This is a genomic window from Mesorhizobium sp. P170090 (assembly GCF_057786115.1).
This window is the reverse complement of the sequence record NZ_JBYNWH010000001.1, coordinates 5,377,423-5,400,860: the sequence shown is the minus strand read 5'-3', so window position 1 is coordinate 5,400,860 and position 23,438 is coordinate 5,377,423. Positions and strand designations below refer to the sequence as shown.

Sequence of the window (23,438 nt, the reverse complement as noted above, 5' to 3'; positions counted from 1 at the left end):
CAGTCCTCATTGTTGGCGATAGAGATGCGGCCAAATCTAATCACGAAGGAGCGCCACCAGGTCTTCAGGCTCCTTGCCGAGGAAGCTCAATCAAGTTCTATCCAGGCTGGCGCATGATCGCTCGGCTTGTCCCATGCACGCGTTTCGGCATCTACTCCGGCATTCTTCAGGCGATCCAATAGGGATGAACTCAGCAAGAGATGGTCCATCCGGAGCCCGGAACTCCGATCGTACCCGCCGCGGTAGGAGAAGTTCCAATAGGTGTAAATTCCCTTTTCTGGATGAATGCGACGGACGGCATCGATCCAGCCCTGAGCAAGCATTTCGGCGTACGCGCTCCGGCTCTCGGGGAAGTAAACGGCATCGCCAACCCAGCGCCCCGGCATCGCCGCGTCGATCGAGCCTGGAACGACGTTATAGTCGCCGCACAGGATGGTCGGTGAGCTATCGCCGAGCAGCACCTGGCCATAGGTGATCAAACGTTGGAACCAGCGAAGTTTGTAGTCGAACTTCGGCCCCGGCGCTGGATTGCCATTAGGCAAATACAGGCAGCCGACAACAAGCCCATTCACATCTGCCTCGATGTAGCGGCTGTGCGAATCGTCGGGATCGCCCGGCAGACCTCGACGACGTTCCAGCGGCTCAATCCCGCGAGCGAGGATTGCCACGCCATTGTAGGACTTCTGTCCGTGCCAGATTGCGCCATAGCCGGCGTTTCTAATCGGATCGACGGGAAATTTTTCGTCAGAGGTCTTCAGTTCTTGAAGGCAGACGATGTCATAGCCGGTTTCGCCAAGCCACTTGAGAAGCACTGGCAGTCGGCCGTTGACGCCATTGACGTTGAAGGTTGCGATGCGGGTCATCTCGACGATTTAACGTCTTTGCGCCGCTTCGATGCGACATAGGGTCGGTAGCCAAATCTTGCCTTTTGTCATCGTCCATCTGCATTTTTGCTCGAAGCATTGGTGCTTTGACCGGAAGCAGCGGATGTCTTTGCATCTTTGGAATGCGCGGCAATCGCCGGACCCGCGCCGGTAGCTTTACGCATATCGCCGCTCCCCTTGCCGTCAGTCGATTTCTTGCTCAACAGTCCTGAGAAATATTTTCCAAAGAAGCCCATCCGACTCTCCATCTTGGCGCTCATTCGGCGACTTTGCGGGCCCTGAACTCATCTCTGCGCTCTTCTCGCAGCTGCCGAGGATCGCTGCGTGAACCGCCAAGGGCGCGGCGCCTGACCAGCGCGGCCGAACACTCAAGCAGGAAACTTTCCAGTCCTTTGTAGATATGCGTGATCATGTCCTTCATCTCCGGGAACCGCCTCGGCACATTGGTCGCCGAGGCGGTTGGGTAGGCGATCAATCAAGCCGCTTTCCGTTCTGCCGCTCGTTCGTTGACGCCGGCTTCACCGAGGGCAGTCAACGCCTCGTCGGTGGCCTTCTCCTCCTCAAGTGTCGCATTGAGGAGCGCAACCACGTCATCCTTGCCGAGGGTCGTAGCCCAGGCGATCAGGGTTCCATACCTGGCGATCTCGTAGTGCTCCACGGCTTGCGCGGCACCGACGAGCCCTGCGTCGAGCGAAGTCGAACCCTTGTACTCCTGAAGGATTTCAGATCCTTCCTCCAGGATGCCGTCGATCGCCGGGCAGGTTTTGCCGCGCGCGGCCGCGCCGAGAATCTCGAAGACCTCCTCCAGACGTTCGACCTGCCCCTCGGTTTCAGCGAGGTGCTTCTCGAATGCTGCCGAAACTTGCTCTTCGGATGCGCCTTTGGCCATCTTCGGCAAGGCTTTCAGAATTTTCTTCTCGGCATAGTAGATGTCTTTGAGGCCATCGAGGAAAAGGTCCTCCAGGTCCTTGTTGTTGCCATTGGCTTTCTTGGCAGTGGGCATTGTGCCGTCTCCTCTGTTGAAAATTGCCCGTCGCGAGCATTTTCTTAACTCGGAAACCCGAACCCGGTTCCGGCATAATGGAGATATCTAAATTTAAAGGGTCGTGCGCTTCAGTGAGAACAACGACCACGTCATTCTCGTCGAAGAGCCGCGGCGGGGCGCACGCCATCGGGCTCTCGCCAACAGTTCACGGTGTGAGGGGCTGGGACTGCAGGAGAAGCAAGTTCCGCGGCGGCAGCAGAGCAGTCGGGGCAACGCCTCTCAAGCCTCCTTACCGCTCTGCAGCCGCTTGATTGCTGGGCCCCGCTTGCATCCAGGAATTGGGTGATTGGACGCTGCGTATGCAACCAGAATACCTCAGAATGGTTCTAGCTATGATTTGAGCGGGATGGCGCGAGCGCCGTCCAAAGGTGGCAATTTTCATGGACGTATCGGTTTCGCGAACCGCAGACCACAACATCAAGGCCGGCAAGAGCGGCTTGCTGCTTGTCTCGGATAATTATGACGCTTTCGCCGTGCGCGTGCTGGCGGCAAGGAGCGCTGAGCGCAGTCTCGACCTGATGTATTACCTTTGGCATGATGACCACACCGGCCGCTTGCTGCTTCGCGAGGTTTTTCGAGCTGCTGAGCGCGGTGTTCGGGTGCGCATGCTCCTTGACGACGTCAATCCGCGCAAAAATGATGCGGCATATCTGGCGCTGAACCACCATCCAAACATCGAACTGAAGTTGTTCAATCCGAGCGGTATCAGGCGCGGCCGGATCATGCGTGGTGTGGAAGTGCTGTTGCGGCTCTTTGCATTGACGCGACGGATGCACAACAAGGCTTGGATCGTCGACGACAAAATTGCCATTGTCGGCGGTCGGAATGTTGGCGATGCCTATTTCGATGCGGCAGAAACCAATTTCCGGGACCTTGACCTGCTGCTCCTGGGGCCTGCGGTACGGCAAACCGCGGCGATATTCGATGCCTTCTGGGCTTGCAATGAAGCCAAGCCAATCAAAACCCTGGGATCAGTGGCTGAGCATGAGCATGCCAAATGGCTTGAAGGAAGCGATACCGGCCCCGATCCCAAATTCCTGAACGGCATCGGCAACCGGGGCTCGATCACAGAGTTTATTGCGGCCAGCAACGACGTTCATTGGGTGGATGGCGTGCGGGTCATTTCCGATCCGCCGGAGAAGGTTCGTGGTTGGAGACGTCGCAGCTGGCTTATGAAAGAGCTGCGTCCGATCATCCAATCCACGCGCGGGTGTCTGGAAATTGTGTCGCCCTATTTCATCCCCGGCAAAAGGGGCACAGCGATCTTGCTGGACCTTGTCGGCGCCGGTGTTGACGTTTCGGTTCTGACCAATTCCCTGGCCGCCACGGACGTCGCAGCAGTCCATGGCGCTTACGCAAACTATCGGAAGCGGCTGCTGAGGAATGGCGTCAATATTTTCGAGCTTCAGCCGTTCAACCGGCGCTCCGCAATCTCGGTGTTTGGCTCGAAGGGCGCCAGTCTGCATACGAAAGCTTTCACCGTCGACGACAATATCGGCTTTGTCGGTTCCTTCAATTTCGATCCACGGTCAGTGTCCTTGAACTCGGAAATGGGCGTGCTGTTTGAGGATCCGAAATTGGTCGCCGAGCTGCGGCATCGATTCCAATCGGAAATATCTCCGGAAACAAGCTATCGGCTCGAACTGAAGCACAATGTTCTGCATTGGCATGGATGCGGCGAAGGCAAGATTCAGGACTATACGCATGAACCAGAAGCCGGATTTTTTCGCCGTATCCTGGCGGTCTTCGTCCGTCACCTCCCGATCGAATCTCAGCTCTAGCATCCGACGATGGCCGAGGACCTCGCGATCTCAGCGAATTGCCCTGCCGGGATCGCGTGAGCGAAACGTGAAACCCTGATCTACCACGGGTCAGCCAGACCGCATCACACCCGGTTCTTCGACAACCGCGTCGCCAATCCCATGCTGTCCGGCGTCCGGATCACTCGGCAACACGTCGGAAAAATTGACTGTGGCGACCAGGTATCCGGCTTCATCGTAGACCTTGATAGTCGATCCCGATTGCTTGGTTCCTGACCCAGGATCCGCCGCCACCGCTACGCGCGCCATCTCTATTGCTCTCGGACTGGCCATCTCCGCACTCGCTAGCTCTTCCTCGAGAGCGGTAGTCTGGCCGGATACTGTCGTCTCAAAGCGGAATTTTGGCATGGGCAACCTCCTGTTCCTATGCAATTCCGGTGTCCGGGTTGCGTTCCAAAGAAACAGAATTGGTTGGAAGCAGCTAAGATCGCCGCGATGGCCAGACCCGTGTCGCCACGAAGGTCAGCAAACCCGTGATCACAATCCAGGCCTGCACCTCGCGTTGGATGGTTGGTCCAAGGTTCGATGTCTGTCGCGACGGGCTCTCCGCCTCCACTATCGGTTGAAGGTCGGACCGACTGCCGAGACGGACGGAATAGGCCCGCGTGAACTCGGCGCCGAGCAGGAATATCTCAGACGAATAGTAAACCCAAAGCAGCACGACCAGCAGTGCACCCGCCGCGCCATAGGAGGATGCAATCGCGCTGGTTCCGATATACCAGCCAATCAGCGACTTGCCGATGGTGAAGAGCAAAGCGGTCACTGCCGCGCCAATTGCGACATCGCGCCAAGCGAGCGACCGGTCCGGCAGGATCTTGAAGATCGCGGCAAACAGAGCGGAAATCAGCACGAACGATACAATGCCGTTTATCGACGCGAGAATGATCGTGCCGAACGGCAGATGGGCGTTGATGGCAGCGCCAAGTGCGGAAATGGCGGCGCTCGCCGCCAACGACACAAGCAGTAGAAATCCTAACGCTGCAACCAGACCCAGGCTGGCCGCCCGCGCCCGCACCAATCGCGACACAGACATGGGTGGTGGCTCAATCTTCCAGATTGTGTTGAGCGAAAGCTGCATTTCGCCAAACACCCCTGAGGCTGTCACGAAGAGGGTGACAATGCCCACCAAAGTGGCAACAGTGCCGGCGGTTCTGTGAGAAGCGCTTTCGATGGTGCTGCGCAGAAGGTCGCCGGTTTGCGATCCCATCACGCCGGCGATTTCGGACGACAGAGCGAGTTGAGCTGCTTCATGCCCAAAGACAAGTCCAGCAATCGCAACAACGATCAACAAGATCGGGGCCAGGGACGTAACGGCATAGAACGCCATCGCCGCACCGTGGCTGAGGGCATTGTCGTTGATGAATCCGAGGATGCTCTCCTTGCCAAGAACCCAGGCTTCGCGTGCCACCCGCATGGGGAATTCCTTTTGCCTCAACGAGGAACCTAGTGCTGTGGGCAACGAAAGCGAGACCTGCCGCCAGTGCGCGAGGCGCGATTGCCGAGACACGCCCGCTTGTCTCTGCACCACGCCCAGAAATGTTCCATGCGGCGCCGGAACTCGCCGGGCTCGTAATGGTTATCGGTCATCCGATTGGAGTGATCAAAAATGCCTGATAATGAAAACCGTCGCGAGACCGGCGCAACGAAGTACCCGGCTAGAACAGGTCCTGATCCTTCGGATGCGTTCTCTCAGGATGCGGCCGGCAACAAGAAACCCAAGAGTGGGGTCGGCCTGACGCGGCCAGTCAACGAAGTGGATGACAAGACGCACCAATCCGATGGCCAGAACGCCCCGGCGAGGCCGGGCGGCGGAAACACGGTTAAGCCATGAACGTTGCCAATCTTCAGCTTGAAGGGTTGATGATGGCCGTCGCGTCAATCAACAACCTGCTCGTTCACAAAGGTCTGCTGTCAATTGACGAGATCGATACCGCCCTGCGAAAGGCAGAGGCGTCCATGACAGGTGACGAGCGGACCTACGAAGACATGTCACCGGCCAACCGTGACGCGATCTGCTTCCCGATCCGGCTTCTGCAGATCGCAAACAACGCGCAAGGCGAACTGGACACCCCACCATTTTCAGAGCTTGCAAAAATGGTTGGGCAAACCAAGGAACCTTAACGTCAGCGGTGACGACATGACGTGTAATCTCCGTGAAGGCCTACATTTGACGCCGATGCCAATCTGAAGCGGAAAAGCAGCGTCGGCGCCGTCTCGGCCATGAACCGAACCAAATCTCACCCACTGCGTTGAGTCCGGCGTTGCGTCATTAGTCGGGGCACTTCCATGAAAACGGGCGAGCTTTCCACCTACCGGGCCAAAAGGGATTTCGCGAAGACGAAAGAGCCCAGCGGCGAAAGCTCGATTGCGGGTTCGAACCGACTCCGGTTCGTCATCCAAAAACACGCGGCCACGCGGCTGCACTATGATCTTCGCCTCGAGCTTGGCGGGGTCTTCAAATCATGGGCTGTGACCAAAGGTCCATCACTGGATCCTCACGACAAACGACTTGCCGTGGAGGTTGAGGATCACCCGCTGGAGTACGGCGACTTCGAAGGCACGATTCCCAAAGGACAATATGGTGGCGGCACGGTGCAGTTGTGGGATCGCGGATATTGGGAACCGGAAGGCGCCATGTCTCCCGAAAAGGCGTTGGAAAAAGGCGACCTGAAATTCACGCTGCAGGGCAAGCGCCTGCATGGAAGTTTCGTCCTAGTGCGCATGAAGCATGACCGCAATGGCGGGAAGCGGACCAACTGGCTGCTGATCAAACACCGCGACAAATACGCGACAGAGGGCAATGGCGATGCGGTGCTGGCTCAGGACCGATCCGTCGCCTCCGGTCGGAGCATGGAAAGGATTGCAGCGGGAAAGGGGGCAGGTCCGAAGCCGTTCATGATCAAAGGTTCATCGTCGGCCGATGCGGATGCCGTTTGGGACAGCAAGCGCGGCCATGCGGCCGACAAGCGCGCCGCTAGGTCGGCAAAGCCTGCTCCGCGGCCGAAGCGAGCCGGTCCTGCCTCAGCGGCGAAGATGCCCGACTTCATCCCACCACAGCTTTGTGCAACGCTTTCCCGGCCGCCGGCCGGGACGAACTGGGTTCACGAAATCAAGTTTGACGGTTATCGCGTCCAGTTGCGCGTGGAAGACAAGGACATCGCCCTTAAGACCCGCAAGGGTCTTGACTGGACGGAGAAATTTGGCGCCATCGCAAAGGAGGCCGCCAGCCTCCCCAACGTCATCATCGACGGCGAAATCGTAGCGCTTGACGAGAACGGCGCGCCCGATTTTGCCGCACTGCAGGCGGCGCTGTCGGAGCGCCGGACGAAAGACCTGATCTACTTTGCTTTTGACCTGCTCTTCGCAAATGGCGTCGATCTGCGAAAGATGCCTCTCTCACAACGGAAGGAACGTCTGAGCGAGATGCTCGGCGAAGTCGATCGCGGCGCGCAAAATCTCATCCGCTATGTCGAGCACTTCAGCAATGGCGGCGACGCGGTGCTGCGTTCTGCCTGTCGCCTTTCGCTTGAGGGGATTGTCTCCAAAAAGGCCGATGCAACCTATGTTTCGGGGAGGACGGACACCTGGGCAAAATCGAAATGCCGCGCCGGGCATGAGGTGGTCATCGGCGGCTGGTCGACGACCAACGGCAAATTCCGGTCATTGCTCGTCGGCGTCAATCGCGGTGAACATTTCGCCTATATCGGCCGTGTGGGGACCGGATTCAGCGAGGCAAAGGTCAAGCAGCTGATGCCGAGGCTGCAGGAGATGAAAGCCGCGACGTCGCCGTTTACCGGCGATGGCGCACCGAAAAGGAATTCAACCGTCTTCTGGACGAAGCCGGAATTGGTCGCGGAAATCGAGTTCGCCGGCTGGACCGGGGGTGGCAATATCAGGCAGGCCGCCTTCAAAGGCCTGCGTGAAGACAAGCCCGCAAAAGACGTCGAGGCCGAGCGTCCAGCCGATCCTCAAGAGACGCCGATTGCCGACCCTGCCAAGGTGACTGGCAAGACAGGAAAAAGCCCGGTTGTCATGGGCGTCATCATTTCCAAGCCGGACAAGCCGCTTTGGCCGAATGCCGGCGACGGTCAGCCCGTCGACAAGCTCGATCTTGCAGAATATTTCGAGACCGTTGGCCCCTGGATGATCAGACATATCAAAGGTCGTCCCTGTTCACTCGTGCGCGCGCCGGATGGCTACGCCGGCGAGCAGTTTTTCCAGCGCCACGCAATGCCAGGCACATCCAATCTGCTGGAACTGGTGAAAGTCTTCGGCGACCACAAACCGTATCTGCAAATCGACCGCGTCGAGGGTCTGGCCGCGATCGCCCAGATAGGCGGCCTTGAGCTTCACCCCTGGAACTGCCAGCCGGGTCATCCCGAAATACCTGGCCGACTTGTCTTCGACCTTGACCCCGGTCCGGAAGTCCCTTTTGCGAAGGTGGTCGCGGCAGCCAAGGAAATGCGCGATCGTCTCGAAGATCTGGGCTTGGTGAGCTTCTGCAAAACCACGGGCGGCAAAGGCTTGCATGTCGTGACGCCATTGGCGGCCCAACGCAGCAAGACGACATGGGCCGAGGCCAAGGCCTTCGCAAAGGCCGTCTGCATCCAGATGGCGGCAGACAGCCCGGATCTCTACCTCGTCAACATGGCCAAGAAGCTGCGGACATCCCGGATTTTTCTCGACTATCTCAGGAATGATCGCATGGCGACAGCCGTCGCCCCTCTCTCCCCTCGCGCCAGGGAAGGCGCGACTGTATCCATGCCGCTGACCTGGAGTCAGGTGAAGGCGGATCTCGATCCGAAAAAATACACCGTTCGCACGGTTCCGGGCCACCTGAAAAAGACCGTCGCCTGGGCCGACTACGACGATGGCGAACGGTCGATCAGCATCGCCATCAAACGGATCGGTTCAGCAAAGCTCGCCGCATGACGACGTCGGTTCGCGCAAGAACGCCATGACAGCTGCGGCTACCGCGTCGGCTGCTTCTTCGGCCATATGATGTCCGCTATCGATCCGTTGGCCCTTCAGTTCGGTGGTCCAGGGTCGCCAAACATCCAGCACGTTGCCGTAAAGTGCCTCAAGATCATCGCGGGCGGACCAGAGCGCCAAGGTCGGGCACGCGACCCGGCGACCAGCTTTCCTGTCATCGGTATCGTGCAATTGATCGATGGCCAGACCTGCCCGATAGTCTTCAAGCATGCCGTGAACAACATTCGGATCGTGGATTGCGTCCTTGTAGTCGACATAGGCCTCAGCCCCCATGGACTCGGCTGAGCCGCCATACCACGCGTCAGGATCGGCCATGATTGCGCGTTCGGGCTTGTCCGGCTGTGCAAAAAAGAACCAGTGCCACCAGAGCTTCGCAAAGCGGGCGTCGCAGCGTTCGAGGGCTTCCAGGATAGGGACGCTATCCATAACGATCAGATGGCTGATCGCTGACGGGTGATCCATCGCTGCTCGGAACGCTGTGTAGCTGCCGCGGTCATGGCCTGCGATCGCAAACCGGCCAAAGCCGAGATGTCGCATGAGAGCGATGCAGTCCCTGGCTTTGGCACGCTTGGAGGATCCAGCATGGTCCACGGCGTCCGCCGGTACCGAGGACCGGCCAAAGCCCCTCAGATCGGGGCAGACAACTGTGTGGTCGGCGGCGAGAAGTGGGGCTACCCGGTGCCAGGTAACGTGCGTCCGAGGATGGCCATGCAGCAAAAGAAGCGGCGGGCCTGAACCTCCATACCTGACTCGCAGTGAGGACTCGGGCAGATCCACGGTCTCTAGCTTGAATCCTTCAAACATCCGCTTCTTTGTCGTCAGACTGTGAAAACAAGTCCCGCATGTCCATCTTCAACCCACGCCGGTGAAATTGGTTTCGGGCATTTGTCCGTTTGGAGATCTCTCTCATTCCAATGGTTCGGCCGCCGTTCCGCCAGCCCTGGCGCTGGCTTGCAGGTACGACGCCCGAGATCCAGCCTCCTGCCTCACCGGTCTCTGGGATTGCCCAGGGCGGGGTCGCGCGCCCGGGTGTAGCCCTCGACGCGAGGCAAACCGTCATCCATCCTGATAAACGGCAGCCGCATTTCCCAATAGGCTTGAGCTTGGGGATGGAACTTCTCGGGCGCGTCCATGAATCCGATCGAGATGTAGAACTCATTTGGCAACCCTTCATCGGTGTACCCAATCGAGGTGCCACATTCCGAACAAAAGGAGCGCACGACGCCCCTGGTTTTCGAAAATGTTTTTGGTTTGGAGCCGAGCCAATCGACCTGATCTGGACGATAGCCAATCCAGATCGTCAGTGGGCTGCCGATCGCTCGTCGGCAGTCATCGTCGTGGTCGAAACAAATCCAAAAGGGATCGCCACTGAATTCAGCTGTGATGGCTCCGCAAAAGCAATGCCCTCGATCAATCCGGGCCGGTTTTCTGATCGTCGTTCGGGGTTTGTCGTCCATGGTAATCTTCCGGCCAGCGTGGTGGCGTAACGCCGCGGACGGCAAGCAGTTCCTTTGGACGTCACAGAGCCGCAGATGCGCGCAACCGGCGGGCTGCTGGTCAATATCATTTGAGGCAGATCAGGCCTTAATTTGTTGGGAACATTTTTTCAGGTCCGCACTTTGTTCGCCGTCTGACCAAAGGAGGCGACCTTGAAAACACGACGCGTCGACAGGGAAAAGATCGAGAGGGCGGATCGAGAAGCCAAGTTGCTGTTGGAAGCGGAGCGGCATGCCAGGGAAGCCAAGACGGCGCGGCTTAGAGAACAGCGACAGTTGTTGGAGGCATCGATAGCGCAGACCCCGCCCGCGCCCGTAGCCGCAAAGCAGCCGCCCCGCCAACGAAAGCCGACGCGCAAGGTAATCGAGGTGGACTGACGGTTTGGTCACTTGGGGCTTTTGCCAAGGTGGGGAGTTGATATGACAGGGCAGGGGATCCGGCAGCATGAATACCAAAGCGGTAAGTCCGGCCGTCGCCAAAGCGGCTGCTCGGCGTGCTGGATCGGGGTCTCATCACCGGTGTGTCCGACGACGATCCTGCGAGAGCCGCTGAAAAAGGCGCCCGAGCGGGCCGAGAACCAGCGAATCCGGCTGGACACTTACGTCGGGAACAATCGCACGCGCGGACCGTTCCCCAAGCGATCTTCACGCTCAGGATTTGCTCTTGTTGCAGCGACCGGATGAAATTCTCAACGAGGCTTCGCAAACGGTTGGTGACCCTCTTGAGCGCGACGCCGTAGGTGGGGAGCCAACTGGCGATCGCGCCATCCCGCGTCGTCTGGTTGTCGTCTCGAACAGGCTGGGGAACATTCGCGATCTGTCGCAAGCCGGCGGACTGGCTGTAGGCATCGGGGATGCGTTGGCCGAGCGTGGAGGCCTGTGGCTAGGAGCAAGCGCTGAGTATCAGGACTACGCCGCGAGCGACGAACCGCTGATCCGCTTGGAACGCGTGGGAAAGATCGAGACGGCTGCGCTTACCCTGCCCTATGAGGAGTATTCGCTCTATTACAATGGCTATGCCAACAGCACGCTGTGGCCGCTTTTTCATTACCGACTCGACCTGGTGAACCACCGGGCAGAGTTTCTACACGCCTACCGGCAGATCAATGCGCGGTTCGCGAAGGCGCTCGCAGGACTGCTGTCGGGCAACGACGACCTGGTGTGGGTTCACGACTACCACCTTATCCCCTTGGCCGCCCAGTTGCGGCGGCTGGGAGTCCGGAATCGGATCGGTTTCTTTCTTCACATACCGTTCCCGCCGCCTGACCTGTTTGTAGCCACGCCCGACCATGAAGAACTCATCGATGACCTGCTTCAATATGAGGTCGTGGGGTTCCAGACCGAAACGGACGTGGGGAATTTCCGGCGCTCAGTGCAGGCGGCCAACTCCATTACTTTTGATATCAATGGTTCGGCTGAGATGAACGGCCGCACGGTGTTGTCGAGGTGTTTTCCGATCGGCATCGACGTCGATTCAATCGCACGCATGGCCAATGAGGCGGCGGAGGATGTGCAGATCGATTCCATGCGCCGCCAGATTCTGGGTCTCAAGCAAATCATCGGCGTCGATCGGCTGGACTACTCCAAGGGTCTTCCCGGCCGCATGGAGGCTTTCGCGCGTCTTTTGGAAAGGCATCCGGAACACGAGCGAGCGGCAACCTATTTGCAGATTGCGTCGCCGACGCGCGAGGAGGTCAGCGCCTATGCCGACATCCGGGCCCAGCTTGAAGCAACCGCCGGCGCGGTCAACGGAAGATACGCGGATTTGGCTTGGACCCCGATCCGCTACATCCACCGTGCCGTATCACGCTCTCGGCTTGCTGGCCTGTTGCGCGCTAGCCAGGTCGGATTGGTCACACCCCTGCGTGACGGAATGAACCTCGTAGCCAAGGAATACATAGCCGCGCAGGACGAAGCCGACCCCGGAGTGCTGATTTTGTCGCGTTTTGCAGGTGCGGCCGAAGAACTTGCCGAATCCTTGATCGTGAACCCGTATGCGGTCGACGAGGTTGCCGATGCGATCGCAAAAGCGCTCGCGATGCCGCTTGAGGAAAGAATTGCAAGGCATAGTGCACTGCTCAAGCGCATCAGGCGCAATGACGCAGCAGAATGGCGGCGGTCATTTCTCGCCACGCTCGCGGGCGAGAACTAGCGCCTGGCATCGATGCCTGAATCCGTCCGTGTGTCACGCGTCCCACACGGTCATAGCCCGGCCATAACCCGGCTTGCCTAGCAGTTCGAAAGGCCTTGAAGCTGATCATGTACCTTGTCAGCCCGCATCAGAAACTTTTCGCTCGTTGCCGGAAGCGCGACAGCCCGCCTCAATCGGTGGACTATCGAAGGTTCCACGGAACACACCGCCGGTCCGGTCGTTTGGGCTCTGATAGGAGATCTGCGATGACAAAGAACCCCACGCGAAAGGACAGAGATCTCTCTGAACAAGAGGCAATCAAGTTGGCCGAAGCCACCGACGTGTCACCCGGGCAGGCCAAAGAGCTTGCAGCCGAGCACGGCAAAGACGGCGCCAAGAAGGAAGCAAGAAATTACAAGGCGGAGGGCTGACTATGGCGGCCAGTGGATCCGCAAACGACAGAGACGCACGAGCCACCCTCTACGCACAAGGCGTAATGGAAGCCGAGCGCAAGGCGCGGGAAGAGAAAACGGCGCGATTGCGCAAAGCCCGTTTGGCGCACGAGGCGATCAATCCGCCTGCACCCGAGCGGAAACCGGCAGTGCCGAAAGCCCCAAAGCGGGCCGCCAAACCAGGCAGCCGAAAAGCTGGAGAAGATTAGCTTCAGCTTCTTCGGCTGTGCCGGCGGCACGCGTCGGGGAAGAGCAGACCGTGCGGTCGATCTGCACGATAAATTTGTACCTCGTCGAATGACACAAAGGAGTCCAGTGATGACGGAGCATGTGTCCCGGAAGGAAGAACAGCGTGGCACCCGAAATGTACTCGGGTGGGGCGTCGTCATTGCGGCTGTGATCTTCGTCGCCCTGCTAGCCTTCTTTGTGTTCATACCCCTTTCAGGCGGATCGTGGCAGACATCGCCAGTAAAGCGCACCCCGGAACAGAACCAAGGCGGTAATGCCCCCGCTGAGACATCACCCGCGCCCGGCGTTAAAAAGAACCCGCAAGAAAATACCGAGATGCCAGGGCAGCAGTGATCGACCTTGGGCTGCGACCCAAGTTGGCCCTGATCTTCCTGGTCGTCTCATCGGCGTCATGATGGGATCAGGGCCTTCTGGGCGCAGGAACCGCTGAGCTATTGAGACTGGGGTTTCGCCCACATCGAGCGCAGAAAGATTACCGCAGCAGCATCGGTCTGGCGAACGAGGCGATGACGCCATCGTGGAACTCGAGGCAAATCAAGATGCCTAGCTGCAGGCCGTTCAGTTGGGATTTTTCAGCTGCTTTGACAACAGCAGTTGCTGCTGCAGCTCAAGGGCGAGCTTCAACAGCCGTTCAGGTGTTTCCTCTTCCGCGATTTCGTCGAGCAGCGCTGCGAGTGCGTCGCCTTCAACAGGATCGCGGAATGAGTCAGGTTTGGTTTGCGGAGGTTTGGCCACGAGGATTTCTAGCAGGAATGCGGCCGTATTTGCAAGACGAAGCGAAGCGCTCTTGGGGAGGGGTACCGTAGCGGGGGCGGTCGACAGGGCGGCCTGCGGCAAACTATCGGACAATCTTAATTCATGATGCCAGACCTGTCGTTGCGGAGCACCTCCTCCATGAGTGTATTGAGCCATTCGCTCAAGGGAAGGTCATGCCGCGTCGACAACCGCTCCTCCAGCGCCGCCTTCAATGTGCGTTCCACGAGGCGATCGGCCGCCTGTGGGTCGCCCAGCAGCAGCCGCGCGGACAGCCTCAGTTTTGGAAGAGCGCGGAAGACATTGTCTTCACCAAGCGCTGTTGATTGCGCGGCGAGGATCCCGGCAACCGTCCTGAACCCGGCCGGCTTGGAGAGGTTTTGGGTGTACCGGAACCGCTCCGGCAGGGTGATCTGATCGTTTCCGGAGAAGAATACGAACGGGATGCCTCTGTCCGTCAGCTCATCGGCGAGGGGAAAAACAGTCTCACCGTTAAGATCGATGTCCAGCACCGCCCCGTCCGCTGAATCGATATATCGTCGAGCCCGGCTGACTGACGACACCGGCCCCAAAACGGTCGCCCCACAATCGCTGAAATAAGAGGCAAGTTCGCTTGCCAGCAAGAATTCGTCCTCGACGAGCAGAATTCGCATGCCTAATAACATAGCAGCCCTCCGGGCTTTAAACGGCGGTCGCGTCCATCGGTTCCGTGGCTATCGGCGGTGCGGGATGGGAATTCGACCAGGAACGGTTTACACATTGGATCGAAATCAGCGCTGCCGCGTTGCATTTCACTGAAGCAGGACAATTGATGCAAAAGCTGCCGAGGTTCCCCATAGTCGGTATTGGCGCCTCTGCGGGCGGCATTGCCGCCATGGAGGGATTTTTTCGCGGGATGCCGTCTTCGAGCGGGATGGCGTTCGTGATCGTCACGCATCTCAGCCCGGAACGGGAAAGTCTGCTGCACGAAGTGATTGCGCTTTACACCGGAATTCCGGTTCGTGTCGCTGAAGATGCAATGGATATCCATCCTGACACCGTCTATGTGATGCCGCACAACGCGATCCTCACCATCGAAAATTCCAGCCTAAAGCTGCGCCAACCGAATTCGGTGTCCAGGGAGCGCAAGCCCATCGATATCTTTTTCAGCGCGCTGGCCGAGGATCAGGGCGAATACGCCGTCGGCGTCGTCCTGTCGGGCGGCGATTCCGACGGTACGTTGGGCATCAAGGCAATCAAGGAGCATGGCGGCCTGACGCTGGCGCAACTCTCCGACGAGTCGGGTCCGAGCAATCCCGACATGCCGCGCAGCGCGATCAGTTCCGGTCTGATCGATATCGCCATCCCGGCCGATGAGATGGGTGCGAAACTCATGGAATTTGCCCACAGCTTTGAACTGCTCGACGAGCTTGAAGCTGACGATGGCAAGGCCAGTGCTTTGAAACTCCGCAAGGGCCAGGAAGAAATCTACGCGATCCTGCGCAGCCATTCGGGACATGATTTCTCGGGCTACAAGGCCAAGACGTTCTTGCGCCGCGTCAGGCGACGCATGCAAATAACACAGAACACCGCGATCGATGCCTATATAGAGTTGCTTCGTTCAAATGCGGAGGAAGTGCGGTCGCTGTTTCGCGACCTGCTGATCAACGTGACAAATTTCTTCCGCGATACGGACGCTTTCAAGACCCTGGAAGAAACCGTCATCCCCAAACTTTTCGAAGGCAAGGACGCCAACGATACGATCCGCGTCTGGGTGCCCGGCTGCGCAACCGGCGAGGAAGTCTTCTCGATCGGAATGCTGATGCGCGAGCATATGGATACACTTTCGGCTGTGCCGCGCATCCAGATTTTCGCCACGGACATCGATGACGCGGCGTTGGGCATCGCACGTTCGGCGCGCTATCCGGAGTCATTGCTTGCGGGCGTTTCGCCTGAACGTCGCGAACGCTTCTTCAGCAATGACGGCACAAGTTTCATCTTGAGCAAGAGCGTACGTGATCTCTGCATCTTCTCGGCGCACAGCGTCATCCGCGATCCACCCTTCTCGCGCATGGACATGGTGTCGTGCCGGAACCTGCTGATCTATTTCGGCCCCGATGTGCAAAAGCAGGTTATTCCGACCTTCCACTATTCGCTGAAGCCCGGCGGCTATCTGTTCCTTGGCACCTCCGAGAGCATAAGCCAGCATGCCGATCTGTTTGCACCGGTCGACAAGAAACAACGGATATTCAAGGCACGAGAACATACGGCGCCGCCGCGGCTGCCGATCTTGTTGAATGCTGCGCCTGCAAGCAACTTTTCCAGCGCCAATGACACTCATGCCCGCCGCGGCTTGTCTTATTCCCTAAGGCAAACCGTTGAAGCCCATGTTCTCGAACGCTACGCTCCGGCCCATGTCGTCATCAATGGTGATGGAGATGTCGTCTATTACTCGGTCAGAACCGGCAAATATCTCGAGCCGCCGCAAGGGGTGCCGAGCAGACAATTGCTCACAATGGCACGCAGCGGCCTGCGTCTGGAACTGCGCGGCGCTTTGCGGGAAGCGGCCGAAGGCCGGCGCACGGTTGTGCGCGAAGCGATAGCCATTGAAGAAGATGAAGATCGGGTCCAGTTCGTCACATTGACGATCGAGCCCTTGGTTGATCGCGGCAGCGGCGAGCCGCTGTTTCTCGTCCTGTTCGAACCGGTGGGCCAGCCGCAGCCGCGGCTGGAGGCTCTAAAGGTTCGTCAGCCATCCGGGATTGCTGATTTCGAGCGCGAACTCCGCGATACGCGCGAGCGCCTGCAATCGACGATCGAAGAATATGAGACCGCATTGGAGGAGTTGAAATCTTCCAATGAGGAACTCGTCTCGGTCAACGAAGAAGCCCAGTCCTCCAATGAGGAGCTTGAGGCCTCCAAGGAAGAAATGCAGTCCCTCAATGAGGAATTGAACACCATCAATGCCGAACTGGTTTCCAAGATCGAGGATCTCGATCGGGCCAACAGCGATCTGAAGAACCTGTTCGAGAGCACACAGATCGCGACTGTTTTTCTCGATACCAAGCTGGTTATCCGCAGCTTCACGCCGGCGGCGTCTTCGTTCTTCAATTTGCTGCCGACCGACATCGGAAGACCGCTTACCGATCTTGCCAGCCGGCTCGATTATCCGCACCTGCGCGACCATATCGCGCAGGTTTTCAGGGCCGGCGAGATGATCGAGCACCAGCTACCGCGCGATAGCGACGGCATCCACTATCTCGTGCGGCTGATCCCCTACCGCGACAGCGTGCGGAAAATCCAAGGTGTGGTGGTGACCTTTGTCGATGTGACGACCATGGCTGAAGCCGAAGCCCACCAGCGGGTATTGATCTCGGAACTCAATCATCGGGTCAAGAACATGCTGGCCGTTACGGTCAGCATTGCCAGTCAGACCCTGAAAAATGCTCCCTCTTCGGAGGCTTTCGCCGAAGCGCTCATCGGTCGCCTGCGCGCCATGGCGCGGGCCTACGGAGTGCTCTCGCGCGAAAGCTGGAAAGAGGTCTCGGTAGAGGAAATCGTGCGGCAGGAAGTCGAGCCGTTCGGGCTGGAACGCATCAACACCACAGGCGAGGACATTCGGCTCAAGCCTCAGCAGGGCCTGTCGCTTGGCATGGTGATCCATGAACTTGCCACGAATGCTGGAAAATATGGCGCCTTGTCCGTGCCAAACGGCGTGGTGTCCGTGACTTGGTCGGCGTCGGATCACGGTTTTCAGCTCGAATGGTTAGAAAGCGGCGGTCCCGCTGTCACTCCACCTGAGAAGACGGGATTTGGTCTTTCGCTGGTAAAAGGCGAAATTGAGTATCGGCTTGGCGGAAATTTTGAAACATCTTTCGGTTCCGATGGTTTGAGCTTGCGGATTGAGTTTCCGTTTGATCATCGGGAGAGCGAAACGTGACTGCATCTCGTATCCTTATCGTCGAAGATGAATGGCTGGTCGCGGAGGAGCACCGCGCAATTCTGGAAGAGGCCGGCTTCGCCATCGCCGGGCCAGTGCCGTCCGTTGCTCGCGCGAAAAAGCTGATCGAGAGTGAAGTCATATCTGCCGCGGTCCTGGACATTGGTCTCGGCGGCGAGACCAGCGCTGCCCTTGTCCCTCTTCTAGCGCAACGCGGAATTCCGTTTGTTTTCGTCAGTGGGTACACGGCATCCGACATCCCGCAAGATTTGCGTCATCACAAGATGCTGTCAAAACCCGTGTGGGCTGCTGCGCTGGTCGAGGCCGTGCGAAATATGCTCGGTGTTCAACCGACGTCTTTGGCAAGACACCAGGACAGCGGAACGGTGCCAACCCAACGAGAAGCCCGGTAACGCACTTCTCGTGGGACAAAGACACTGGTTTTTCACCAGATATGCGACGACATTCGGGTCCAGGCCCGAGACGGCGTCGCCGGCAGGTGCCTGCGATCCGGCCGGCACGATTGACATGCTCCCGGTCTGGCGTATTCCAGCGCTGGGCGAAACTTGGCGACCGCGCGACGATTGGTCAGGCGATGAGCCTATCAAACAACGGGCAGTTCGCCCTCGGTTTGCCTCGCGTCGAATAGGACGCCAAGGCCGTAAGTGACGGCGCCAGCGGCAATCATCTCTGCCAACGCTGCGCTCGACACCGGGCAATGCGGCATGACTGCCTTGATCGCGAGTTCGGCATTCGCGATCGACACGAAATCGTGCCGTCGCTTACGGGTCTCCAGATATTGTTCGATCAACATCTGCAGTCGCCTTCTTTCTATTTCATCGCCAGCCATTGGTTCCTCCTGTAGACAGTCTGAAAGCCCACCACGCCTAAGGAGCGGTGGGCTTGGCGGCCCTTTTTGAGGACCGTGGACTCTAGTGAGGCGGGCAGCGTTGCTGACCAGGATGTCGAGACCGCCGAGGGGCGTTGCTGCTTCATCGGCCAGCTTTCTGCAAAAGGCCTCATTGCGGATATCGCCGGCAAGCCTTTTGACCTGCCGCTTTTATTAGGTCCACCAGTTCGTCGGCGTCTTCCTGTTCTTCGGGGAGGTAGCCGAAAGCAACGTCCGCACGCTCGCGCGCGAATGCAATCGCCGCCGCACGACCAATACCGGAATCGCCGCCGGTTATCAGCGCTTTGCGGCCGGCAAGCCTGCCTGATCCTTTGTAGGTCGTTTCGCCGTGGTCCGGGCGCGGCACCATCTTGCTGGCCAAACCCGGCCACTTCTGTTCCTGTGGCTTGAAAGACGGCTGGTGATATTGCGTCACCGGATTCTGTTTGAGCATCGGGCTCGCAGGGCCTGCTTTAGCAGGCACTGTTCCCGTATCGGCTGACGCCGTGGAAGCATAAGCGGCGAGAATTCCTCCCGCCATGCTTCCGACGACAAGTCTACGCGCTGCGTCTGGTACATTGTCATGCTGGTCATGGTTCATCATGGGCTCGCTTTGACGGCAGGTGACCATTACGGAAGTGGCACCTAACCGGCCGTCGACGCGAATGTTCCCTTGTGATTGCAGTGAGGTGTGGGTCGCCTTGCCCGTCTCGGCCGTGAGGCCGCATCACCACTTTGACACAACCTCCTGATTGTCGCGAAACGTCTTGTAGAGATCCGGCCCTGCTTTCAGATCGGTCCGGTGGGTAATCACAAGGAGCGGTCGATTGCGCCGTTCTGGACCATGGCCAATAAAGGTTCCAGGTAGCGTTGCGTATGCGTCTGGCCCATCCGGAAAGCCGGTCCCTTATTCATTGCCGCCAAACGGGACGTGATCGACCAGACCAACATAGACGCCGGGAACCGAGATGGTGCCGCCCCTGCGGCAGCGATAGATTGCCTCGCGCAGCACATGCGGCCTTGGGAATGCCAGCCCTTTTGATGACGCGAATATTGGCTCAGTCGCTGGACGCCGACCCCGGCTCGGCCATCCTACGGTGCTGTTCGGCCAAGGTGCCTGCCGGCGTGACATGCGCGGCGGCGACCTGCAGCTTGTTTTTCCAACCGCTGACGACCTGTTCATCACCGGCCATCATCGCCTCGTAACCCGTCTTGGCGACATCGGCCGGATTGTCCTTTTCATCGGAGCCGACCTTGGTATCCATCATTTCAGCGCGCTCGAAGAATCGCGTCTGCGTGGGGCCGGGCATCAGCACGGTGACCGTCACGCCGCTATCTTTCAGCTCATGGCGGAGCGCGATCGAGAAGGAATCGATGAACGCCTTCGTGCCGTTGTAGACGGCCTGGAATGTGCCGGGCATGAAGCCGGCGATCGATCCGGTGAACAGGATGCGCCCGCGGCCTCGCCGGGCCATCTTGGCGCCGAGCTCATGCGCCAGATAGACCGTTCCGGTGACATTGGTGTCGATGATCCGGCGGACTTTTCGCCAGTCCTGGTCGACGAAGCCGTTGCCGAGCCCGCGTCCCGCATTGAGAAACAACAGGTCGATATCGCGATCGCCGATTTGGGAGATCAACCGATCGGCGCCCTCGACGGTCGCCAGATCGGCCTCAATGGCTTCGACCGTTACATTGTGGGTCTCAAGTGCCTCTGCCGCCTGCCGGATAGCCGGCTCGTCGGCGGCGATGATCAGGTCGTAGCCGTCTTTAGCGCACAGCTTTGCGAGTTCCCTTCCGATGCCACTCGAGGCGCCGGTCACCACAGCGAGTTTGGCGTCCGTCATCAGATCCTCCATCTTCGTGCCATCGGAACCACGAGTGGGCACAATTGTTCCGCGGCGTTTGGGCTGGATTGATCGTGCGCTGTCATGACGGTCAGGCGACGGTCGTCATCGCGGTCGTCGCGCGCATTCATGGATGGGCCGTTGCGACAAAAACCGTTCTACGCCATGAGAACTCGCCATGGCCTACCTTCAAAAAGGCCCCCCAAACGCATGGATTGAGTACTCAGAACGGATCAGTTGAAGTTGGAACAAGTGGCCCGGTTGGAAGTTCGAACCGTGCAGCGTTGTTGCCCTCCCATGTTGATGCTGCGCGATCGGGTCATCCCCTCAGCCCGATCTGCCCGCGCTTCTCCGCGCCAAAGAGAAGCGCGGGCCCCCCTCTTTTAACGGCTGTCCGGGATGGAGCGTTTTGTTACGTTGACTAGCCGACCTCACAGGCTCGTCGTCGGTTTCGTTTGACGAGCTCTCCGAGCGCTCTAGATCATTGATGCCGGACGCAGTTGGTTCGGGCCGGGGAGGAAATCCGCGTGGCGCATCCAACGCGCGCTGTACCCCATAACGACCGTCATTTTCCGGTTGGCTGGCTGTGCTTGCTTCTGATGCTAGCCGGGTTGGCCGGATGCTCGTCTTCCAATCAGGTGGCGCAGCAATCACGAACAGCGGCCTCCGCGGCACAGACCGTATCGATGGTGCTGGATGCCTGGGTGGAGGGAGCGGCACCGTCCGCCTATGCCACGGCCGCACTGCACTCGGTCGGAAAAACGCTGGCCGATGTCGAGGCGCAAATTCGATCGGCCGAGACCGCTGAACCAGCCGGGCGAGCAGGACTGACGGCAGCAGTCAACAGTTTGTCGGTGGCGGTGGCGCATGCCGAGGCGGGATTGCGGGTGAACAATCGCACTGAGGTGAAAAGCGCACAACAGGATCTTCGGGCGGCCATGCGCTCGCTCGCCGCCGCTTACACCAGCGCTTTCGGACCAAAACCGTGAAGAAGCTTCTGGAAATATCGCTTGGCGTCGTCACCAGTGTCGGAGGTTTCCTCGAAGTCGGGTCGATGGCTACGGCGGCGCAGGCGGGTGCCGCCTTCGGATTCCAGCTGATCTGGGCCATAGTTCTCGGCACCATATGCATCATCTTTTTGGTTGAAATGGCCGGTCGGTTCGCCGCGATGAGCCATCACACGATCTCAGAGGGCATTCGTGAAAGATTTGGGTTCAACGTCTTCCTATGGCCGTTGCTCGTCGTCCTTCTCGTCAATTTCATGGTGCTGTCCGCTGAGATCGGCGGTGTGGCCATCGCACTCGAACTTGCCACCGGCATAGGCTTCCAGTGGTGGGCACTGCCGGTGGCGTTGCTGGCATGGCTGCTGCTGTGGAAAGGCACGTTTGGCTTTATCGAGAAAGGCGTTTCGGTCCTCGGCCTCGTGACGCTGTGCTTCGTGGTTGGTGCGGTGATGTTAAAGCCCGACTGGACAGCGGTCGCTGGCAGCGCCGTGCCTTCGCTGCCGGCTCACGATGCCATCAATTACTGGTTCATGGCGGCCAGCATTCTCGGCGCGTCGATATCGCCTTATCTTTTCATGTTCTATTCCTCGGGAGCTATCGAGGACAAATGGGATGAAAGCCACCTTGGGGCCAATCGTGCCATCGCCGGGCTGGGCATGACCTTCGGTGGGACCATTTCGATCGGCGTGTTGATCGTCGCTGCTCTCGTTCTCGCGACGCGCGGCATCGACCAGGTGGACGACTATCACCAACTGCCGTTGATGCTGATCCCTATATTCGGCTTCTGGGGGTTCGTTCTATTCGTTGCCTCGCTCGCCATTGCCTGTTTCGGCGCCGCACTCGAAGTCGGGTTGCAACAGGCATATCTGGTGGCACAGGGCTTTGGCTGGACGTGGGGTGAGGATCGCAAGCCGCGCGATGATCCGGGCTTCAGTGCCGTCTATACGGCATCATTGTTTTTGGCCGCCATTCCGATCATGCTTGGCCTCGACCCACTGAGGCTGACCATCTTTTCCATGGCGGTAACGGCGGCGAGCCTTCCGCTGACGGTAGTTCCATTTCTCTTCCTGCTGAATGACGAACGCTATGTCGGCGAACATCGCAACGGCATCATTTCGAATGCCGCCGTTGTCTTCATTATCGCGCTTGCCTTCGTGCTCGCCGTGGTGACGATTCCGCTGCAGATATTCGGAGGCACATGATGGAATTGATGCGTGATCTCCTGGACAAGCAGGTGTTCGACCGCCGGCGGGTCAAGATCGGCAAGGTCGACGGAGTGGTGGCCGAGTTGCGGCGGGGCAAACCACCAAGGATTGTCGCGATAGAACTCGGCTCCATCACTTTGGCGCGCCGCCTTGGCGCGCGGCCCGGGGAATGGATGGCGCAACTGGCGACGAGGGTGGGTGGCAAACGCCACGCCGAGCCACACAGGATTGCGTGGAAAAAGGTGCAGGACAACGGGCTCGACATCGAATGTGACATCGAGGTGGGCGAGACGTCGATTTTCGCCTGGCAGGACTGGTTGCGCGATCATGTCATCGGGCGCATCCCAGGAGCGTGATGATGAGGACAGTCAACCTCGAACATCTTGCCGGGCGACGCGTGCTCTCGCAGCGTGGAAAGAGCATCGGTCACATCGAAGAGATTCTCGCCGAACAGCGTGGCGACGAGCTCGTCGTTACTGAATTCCACGTTGGCATCTACGCCGCGTTCGAGCGTCTGTCGGCTTCGACCATCGGCATCGCGATGCTCGACCTGTTTCGGCTGCGCCGTCGCGACGGCCTGTACCGCATTCCCTGGGATAAACTCGATATCTCCGATCCGGCGCGACCGCGGCTGCTATGCCCGATGACCGAGCTTCCCGGATGGAAAGGGCAAAAGGACCTTCGGGAGTAGATGGCTACGGCTGGGAGGGCTAAGGCGCCGGCGTTTTGCCGGCGAACAGCCGTTCGTGCAGATG

General features: G+C 58.9%; 26 protein-coding genes and 2 pseudogenes. 14 read left to right on the top strand and 14 right to left on the bottom strand.

Going from position 1 to position 23,438, the window contains the following annotated elements; translation table 11 throughout:
- Positions 1-86 precede the first annotated feature (86 nt).
- From xth to AC3EML_RS26080, 4 genes are all read right to left on the bottom strand, one after another.
- Positions 87-863 carry an exodeoxyribonuclease III gene (xth, locus tag AC3EML_RS26095; protein WP_023754455.1) on the bottom strand — a complete coding sequence of 259 codons (777 nt, stop codon included), beginning with the start codon at positions 861-863 and terminating at the stop codon, positions 87-89.
- Between the two features lie 68 nt (positions 864-931).
- Positions 932-1,144, bottom strand: a complete 213-nt coding sequence (locus AC3EML_RS26090) for a hypothetical protein (protein ID WP_245259911.1) — start codon at positions 1,142-1,144, stop codon at positions 932-934.
- Positions 1,141-1,359 carry a hypothetical protein gene (locus AC3EML_RS26085; RefSeq protein ID WP_352521499.1) on the bottom strand — a complete coding sequence of 73 codons (219 nt, stop codon included), beginning with the start codon at positions 1,357-1,359 and terminating at the stop codon, positions 1,141-1,143. The genes AC3EML_RS26090 and AC3EML_RS26085 overlap by 4 nt, the downstream gene beginning before the upstream one ends.
- Positions 1,360-1,887, bottom strand: a complete 528-nt coding sequence (locus AC3EML_RS26080; protein ID WP_023681150.1) for a YciE/YciF ferroxidase family protein — start codon at positions 1,885-1,887, stop codon at positions 1,360-1,362.
- A 422-nt stretch (positions 1,888-2,309) separates the two neighbouring features.
- Between AC3EML_RS26080 and AC3EML_RS26075 the strand changes: the two genes are divergently transcribed.
- A complete protein-coding gene (locus tag AC3EML_RS26075) occupies positions 2,310-3,710 on the top strand; it encodes a phospholipase D family protein (RefSeq protein WP_352497958.1) in 1,401 nt (466 codons plus the stop codon).
- Between the two features lie 90 nt (positions 3,711-3,800).
- Here the strand turns inward: AC3EML_RS26075 and AC3EML_RS26070 are convergent, their stop codons facing one another.
- Entirely contained in the window at positions 3,801-4,097 is a 297-nt protein-coding gene (locus AC3EML_RS26070) for a hypothetical protein (RefSeq protein WP_023668045.1), read from the bottom strand.
- Positions 4,098-4,170: 73 nt separating this feature from the next.
- On the bottom strand, positions 4,171-5,163 hold the full coding sequence (locus AC3EML_RS26065) for a YihY/virulence factor BrkB family protein (RefSeq protein ID WP_352497957.1): 993 nt from the start codon (positions 5,161-5,163) through the stop codon (positions 4,171-4,173).
- A gap of 192 nt (positions 5,164-5,355) precedes the next feature.
- Here AC3EML_RS26065 and AC3EML_RS26060 point away from each other — a divergent pair, with 192 nt between their 5' ends.
- The 3 genes from AC3EML_RS26060 to ligD all read left to right on the top strand — a co-directional run bounded on the left by AC3EML_RS26060 (position 5,356) and on the right by ligD (position 8,681).
- On the top strand, positions 5,356-5,580 hold the full coding sequence (locus tag AC3EML_RS26060) for a hypothetical protein (RefSeq protein WP_155921617.1): 225 nt from the start codon (positions 5,356-5,358) through the stop codon (positions 5,578-5,580).
- Positions 5,577-5,870 carry a hypothetical protein gene (locus AC3EML_RS26055; protein WP_352497956.1) on the top strand — a complete coding sequence of 98 codons (294 nt, stop codon included), beginning with the start codon at positions 5,577-5,579 and terminating at the stop codon, positions 5,868-5,870. Before AC3EML_RS26060 ends, AC3EML_RS26055 begins: the two co-directional genes overlap by 4 nt.
- 165 nt (positions 5,871-6,035) lie before the next feature.
- On the top strand, positions 6,036-8,681 hold the full coding sequence (gene ligD, locus AC3EML_RS26050) for a DNA ligase D (RefSeq protein ID WP_352497955.1): 2,646 nt from the start codon (positions 6,036-6,038) through the stop codon (positions 8,679-8,681).
- Here the strand turns inward: ligD and AC3EML_RS26045 are convergent.
- The gene (locus AC3EML_RS26045; RefSeq protein ID WP_023748072.1) at positions 8,661-9,545 is read right to left on the bottom strand and encodes an alpha/beta fold hydrolase; all 885 of its coding nucleotides are present in this window, start codon (positions 9,543-9,545) and stop codon (positions 8,661-8,663) included. The genes ligD and AC3EML_RS26045 overlap by 21 nt on opposite strands.
- A gap of 182 nt (positions 9,546-9,727) precedes the next feature.
- Positions 9,728-10,198, bottom strand: a complete 471-nt coding sequence (locus AC3EML_RS26040; RefSeq protein WP_352521500.1) for a GFA family protein — start codon at positions 10,196-10,198, stop codon at positions 9,728-9,730.
- 192 nt (positions 10,199-10,390) lie between these two features.
- Between AC3EML_RS26040 and AC3EML_RS26035 the strand changes: the two genes are divergently transcribed.
- The 4 genes from AC3EML_RS26035 (at position 10,391) to AC3EML_RS26020 (ending at position 13,402) form a co-directional block, all read left to right on the top strand.
- Positions 10,391-10,615: a hypothetical protein gene (locus AC3EML_RS26035; RefSeq protein ID WP_023681156.1), complete on the top strand. Its 225-nt coding sequence runs from the start codon at positions 10,391-10,393 to the stop codon at positions 10,613-10,615.
- Positions 10,616-10,901: 286 nt separating this feature from the next.
- Positions 10,902-12,389 (top strand): alpha,alpha-trehalose-phosphate synthase (UDP-forming), encoded by a 1,488-nt coding sequence (locus AC3EML_RS26030; RefSeq protein ID WP_352521501.1) that lies wholly within the window; start codon positions 10,902-10,904, stop codon positions 12,387-12,389.
- A 245-nt stretch (positions 12,390-12,634) separates the two neighbouring features.
- Entirely contained in the window at positions 12,635-12,799 is a 165-nt protein-coding gene (locus AC3EML_RS26025; RefSeq protein WP_023681158.1) for a hypothetical protein, read from the top strand.
- 339 nt (positions 12,800-13,138) lie between these two features.
- Complete coding sequence (locus AC3EML_RS26020) at positions 13,139-13,402, top strand: hypothetical protein (RefSeq protein ID WP_023681159.1); 264 nt, start codon at positions 13,139-13,141, stop codon at positions 13,400-13,402.
- 225 nt (positions 13,403-13,627) lie between these two features.
- On the opposite strand, the gene AC3EML_RS26015 is transcribed toward AC3EML_RS26020, so the two are convergent.
- Both AC3EML_RS26015 and AC3EML_RS26010 read right to left on the bottom strand, forming a co-directional pair.
- A complete protein-coding gene (locus AC3EML_RS26015; RefSeq protein ID WP_031197822.1) occupies positions 13,628-13,918 on the bottom strand; it encodes a hypothetical protein in 291 nt (96 codons plus the stop codon).
- A 2-nt stretch (positions 13,919-13,920) separates the two neighbouring features.
- A complete protein-coding gene (locus AC3EML_RS26010; RefSeq protein ID WP_023668059.1) occupies positions 13,921-14,487 on the bottom strand; it encodes a response regulator in 567 nt (188 codons plus the stop codon).
- A gap of 146 nt (positions 14,488-14,633) precedes the next feature.
- Here AC3EML_RS26010 and AC3EML_RS26005 point away from each other — a divergent pair, with 146 nt between their 5' ends.
- The gene (locus AC3EML_RS26005; RefSeq protein ID WP_023687842.1) at positions 14,634-17,741 is read left to right on the top strand and encodes a CheR family methyltransferase; all 3,108 of its coding nucleotides are present in this window, start codon (positions 14,634-14,636) and stop codon (positions 17,739-17,741) included.
- Entirely contained in the window at positions 17,738-18,154 is a 417-nt protein-coding gene (locus AC3EML_RS26000; protein ID WP_023696326.1) for a response regulator, read from the top strand. Before AC3EML_RS26005 ends, AC3EML_RS26000 begins: the two co-directional genes overlap by 4 nt.
- A 191-nt stretch (positions 18,155-18,345) precedes the next feature.
- Here the strand turns inward: AC3EML_RS26000 and AC3EML_RS25995 are convergent, their stop codons facing one another.
- The 4 genes and pseudogenes from AC3EML_RS25995 to AC3EML_RS25980 all read right to left on the bottom strand — a co-directional run bounded on the left by AC3EML_RS25995 (position 18,346) and on the right by AC3EML_RS25980 (position 20,486).
- On the bottom strand, positions 18,346-18,591 hold the full coding sequence (locus AC3EML_RS25995) for a hypothetical protein (protein ID WP_023687844.1): 246 nt from the start codon (positions 18,589-18,591) through the stop codon (positions 18,346-18,348).
- A 90-nt stretch (positions 18,592-18,681) separates the two neighbouring features.
- Positions 18,682-19,084 (bottom strand): annotated as a pseudogene (locus AC3EML_RS25990) (SDR family NAD(P)-dependent oxidoreductase); the annotation flags it as partial.
- Positions 19,085-19,349: 265 nt separating this feature from the next.
- Positions 19,350-19,651, bottom strand: a pseudogene (locus AC3EML_RS25985) (glutathione-dependent formaldehyde dehydrogenase); the annotation flags it as partial.
- A 37-nt stretch (positions 19,652-19,688) separates the two neighbouring features.
- Positions 19,689-20,486: an SDR family NAD(P)-dependent oxidoreductase gene (locus AC3EML_RS25980; RefSeq protein WP_488505411.1), complete on the bottom strand. Its 798-nt coding sequence runs from the start codon at positions 20,484-20,486 to the stop codon at positions 19,689-19,691.
- Positions 20,487-21,001: 515 nt separating this feature from the next.
- On the opposite strand from AC3EML_RS25980, the gene AC3EML_RS25975 reads away from it, so the two are divergent.
- Genes AC3EML_RS25975 through AC3EML_RS25960 form a run of 4 tightly spaced genes read left to right on the top strand, consistent with a single transcriptional unit; the run spans position 21,002 to position 23,374 of the window.
- Complete coding sequence (locus tag AC3EML_RS25975) at positions 21,002-21,463, top strand: hypothetical protein (RefSeq protein WP_245260252.1); 462 nt, start codon at positions 21,002-21,004, stop codon at positions 21,461-21,463.
- Positions 21,460-22,680, top strand: a complete 1,221-nt coding sequence (locus tag AC3EML_RS25970; RefSeq protein ID WP_023668066.1) for an NRAMP family divalent metal transporter — start codon at positions 21,460-21,462, stop codon at positions 22,678-22,680. The genes AC3EML_RS25975 and AC3EML_RS25970 overlap by 4 nt, the downstream gene beginning before the upstream one ends.
- A complete protein-coding gene (locus AC3EML_RS25965; RefSeq protein ID WP_245260251.1) occupies positions 22,677-23,039 on the top strand; it encodes a hypothetical protein in 363 nt (120 codons plus the stop codon). Before AC3EML_RS25970 ends, AC3EML_RS25965 begins: the two co-directional genes overlap by 4 nt.
- A gap of 2 nt (positions 23,040-23,041) precedes the next feature.
- A complete protein-coding gene (locus AC3EML_RS25960; protein WP_023681169.1) occupies positions 23,042-23,374 on the top strand; it encodes a hypothetical protein in 333 nt (110 codons plus the stop codon).
- The last annotated feature ends 64 nt before the right edge of the window (positions 23,375-23,438 follow it).

Bases quoted from the DNA above. Each gene is read 5' to 3' on its own strand.
- ligD (WP_352497955.1), top strand. From the start codon at position 6,036: ATGAAAACGGGCGAGCTTTCCACCTACCGGGCCAAAAGGGATTTCGCG.
- AC3EML_RS26075 (WP_352497958.1), top strand. From the start codon at position 2,310: ATGGACGTATCGGTTTCGCGAACCGCAGACCACAACATCAAGGCCGGC.
- AC3EML_RS26065 (WP_352497957.1), bottom strand. From the start codon at position 5,163: ATGCGGGTGGCACGCGAAGCCTGGGTTCTTGGCAAGGAGAGCATCCTC.
- AC3EML_RS26045 (WP_023748072.1), bottom strand. From the start codon at position 9,545: ATGTTTGAAGGATTCAAGCTAGAGACCGTGGATCTGCCCGAGTCCTCA.
- AC3EML_RS26010 (WP_023668059.1), bottom strand. From the start codon at position 14,487: ATGTTATTAGGCATGCGAATTCTGCTCGTCGAGGACGAATTCTTGCTG.
- AC3EML_RS26055 (WP_352497956.1), top strand. From the start codon at position 5,577: ATGAACGTTGCCAATCTTCAGCTTGAAGGGTTGATGATGGCCGTCGCG.
- AC3EML_RS26040 (WP_352521500.1), bottom strand. From the start codon at position 10,198: ATGGACGACAAACCCCGAACGACGATCAGAAAACCGGCCCGGATTGAT.
- AC3EML_RS26020 (WP_023681159.1), top strand. From the start codon at position 13,139: ATGACGGAGCATGTGTCCCGGAAGGAAGAACAGCGTGGCACCCGAAAT.
- AC3EML_RS26070 (WP_023668045.1), bottom strand. From the start codon at position 4,097: ATGCCAAAATTCCGCTTTGAGACGACAGTATCCGGCCAGACTACCGCT.
- AC3EML_RS26090 (WP_245259911.1), bottom strand. From the start codon at position 1,144: ATGAGCGCCAAGATGGAGAGTCGGATGGGCTTCTTTGGAAAATATTTC.
- AC3EML_RS26005 (WP_023687842.1), top strand. From the start codon at position 14,634: ATGCAAAAGCTGCCGAGGTTCCCCATAGTCGGTATTGGCGCCTCTGCG.
- xth (WP_023754455.1), bottom strand. From the start codon at position 863: ATGACCCGCATCGCAACCTTCAACGTCAATGGCGTCAACGGCCGACTG.
- AC3EML_RS26060 (WP_155921617.1), top strand. From the start codon at position 5,356: ATGCCTGATAATGAAAACCGTCGCGAGACCGGCGCAACGAAGTACCCG.
- AC3EML_RS25960 (WP_023681169.1), top strand. From the start codon at position 23,042: ATGAGGACAGTCAACCTCGAACATCTTGCCGGGCGACGCGTGCTCTCG.
- AC3EML_RS25965 (WP_245260251.1), top strand. From the start codon at position 22,677: ATGATGGAATTGATGCGTGATCTCCTGGACAAGCAGGTGTTCGACCGC.
- AC3EML_RS26025 (WP_023681158.1), top strand. From the start codon at position 12,635: ATGACAAAGAACCCCACGCGAAAGGACAGAGATCTCTCTGAACAAGAG.
- AC3EML_RS25980 (WP_488505411.1), bottom strand. From the start codon at position 20,486: ATGGAGGATCTGATGACGGACGCCAAACTCGCTGTGGTGACCGGCGCC.
- AC3EML_RS26080 (WP_023681150.1), bottom strand. From the start codon at position 1,887: ATGCCCACTGCCAAGAAAGCCAATGGCAACAACAAGGACCTGGAGGAC.
- AC3EML_RS25995 (WP_023687844.1), bottom strand. From the start codon at position 18,591: ATGGCTGGCGATGAAATAGAAAGAAGGCGACTGCAGATGTTGATCGAA.